Here is a 1572-nt window from a genome sequence, read left to right on the forward strand (position 1 = left end):
AAAATGAGATTAGCCATGATTCCGCCGCCGTAAACGATCAGATTTCCTCCGATATCACGAAAAAGCGATGAAAAATCGTGCTCTCCTGATGTCGGCCAGTTCGGAAAAATCGTTTTGCAATTGGCTCTAATGTGCCCCGAAAATTCCATCGCTTGCCTTGAGGCCGCGAATCGGCGTAGAGTTTTTTTGCGCAAGCGGTGCCAAGCTAAACATATTAGGAATCTCGCCCAATATTACTGAATCTCTCACCGTATTAGGGACGAACCCACCTAGATTGAGAAAAAATTCATCGCTAAACTGATTCAATATATTTTCAAATGCGTGGGTTGGCCTTCTTTCACCATCCTTGTTCTTTCGCGTCGCATACGACTGAGTTGTATATCCAATGCACCCAGTTCGTATTGGTAAACTTTGACGGACCGGGTATTTGTTAAGCAATTCACCCTGGTCGTTTAGAACCAAATTTTCAATTCCACGTTCATACCTCTTTATCCACTGAGTCAGCCAATCAGAAATATTGCGCAATCCAATAATACTAAAAATGTCAATGGACATGGGAGTGACAAAAAAGTCAGACGCGATCAGCGCAGATCTATTTAGAGAACCAAGACTTGGGCCTAAATCGATAAATATGTAGTCATAACTATCGCGAAGTTCTGACACTAAGGCGTGACACCAATTTGTTTTCCGAAGCGCACCGATCTCGCCCCCTGCCAACTTTACCCAAGCATCGCCCAACCGATCCTCAATGGCTGACAACTTGGGATGCCCCATCAATACATGCACGCCAAATCTATTCGGCCCGGTATTTATCATTCCCTGATCAAATGCGATGGTAGGCTCATCCTCAAGTAAGGGGGCGACTACGTTCAAAATTGTCTGGGTTGCACCTGGATTAATCCAATAACAATCCGTTACTTTTTCTTCCCCTGTAATCAGCAATGTTGAGTTACATTGTGGATCAAGATCAAGATATAGTACTTTTTTCCCAAACTTTTGAGCTAACCCAGCTGCAACGTTAGTCGAGGTCGTCGTTTTTCCGACGCCACCTTTATTGTTAAAGAAACTAACTACTTTTGCCATTTTATTCTCACAATTCATGATTATTGCATCGGATATTAATATGTGAAAAATTTCGCATTCCTAAGCCTGGTCCGAACCGCCCACAAATGCTACCATAGCTTTTGGCTCAAGGGATAGGTTTCGCCCGGCTATAGCAATATCACTAAATGTCACAATTTGGACTGCTATCTTCACGGGGCACTGATCAATCTCTTTGCGGCGCTCCGCAGTCCGGTATGCTGACGCTATAGCGGCGAGTTCATCACCGACGTAACGCCATTCGTAGCATTAAATGAGTCCAATGAATTCGTTAGGGTTTCGTAGTCAACACCACTGGCACCTTGAATAGCCGAAGGTTTCGTCAGAGTCGATCGGGTGGGCCCTTGAGCCAATTGCAAAACGATTTTTCTGAACTGGCCGACATCAGGAGAGCACGATTTTTCATCGCTTTTTCGTGATATCGGAGGAAATCTGATCGGTTACGGCGGCGGAATCATGGCTAATCTCATT

The 1572-nt window shown here is 44.6% G+C and carries 1 protein-coding gene; it reads right to left on the reverse strand.

All coding sequences use genetic code 11. The features are described from left to right. Positions 1-126: 126 nt before the first annotated feature. A complete protein-coding gene (locus tag F1735_RS33455; RefSeq protein WP_167241299.1) occupies positions 127-1083 on the reverse strand; it encodes a ParA family protein in 957 nt (318 codons plus the stop codon). Between the last annotated feature and the right edge of the window lie 489 nt (positions 1084-1572).

This window comes from Massilia genomosp. 1, assembly GCF_011682185.1.
Taxonomy (GTDB): Bacteria; Pseudomonadota; Gammaproteobacteria; order Burkholderiales; family Burkholderiaceae_D; genus Telluria_A; species Telluria_A rubra.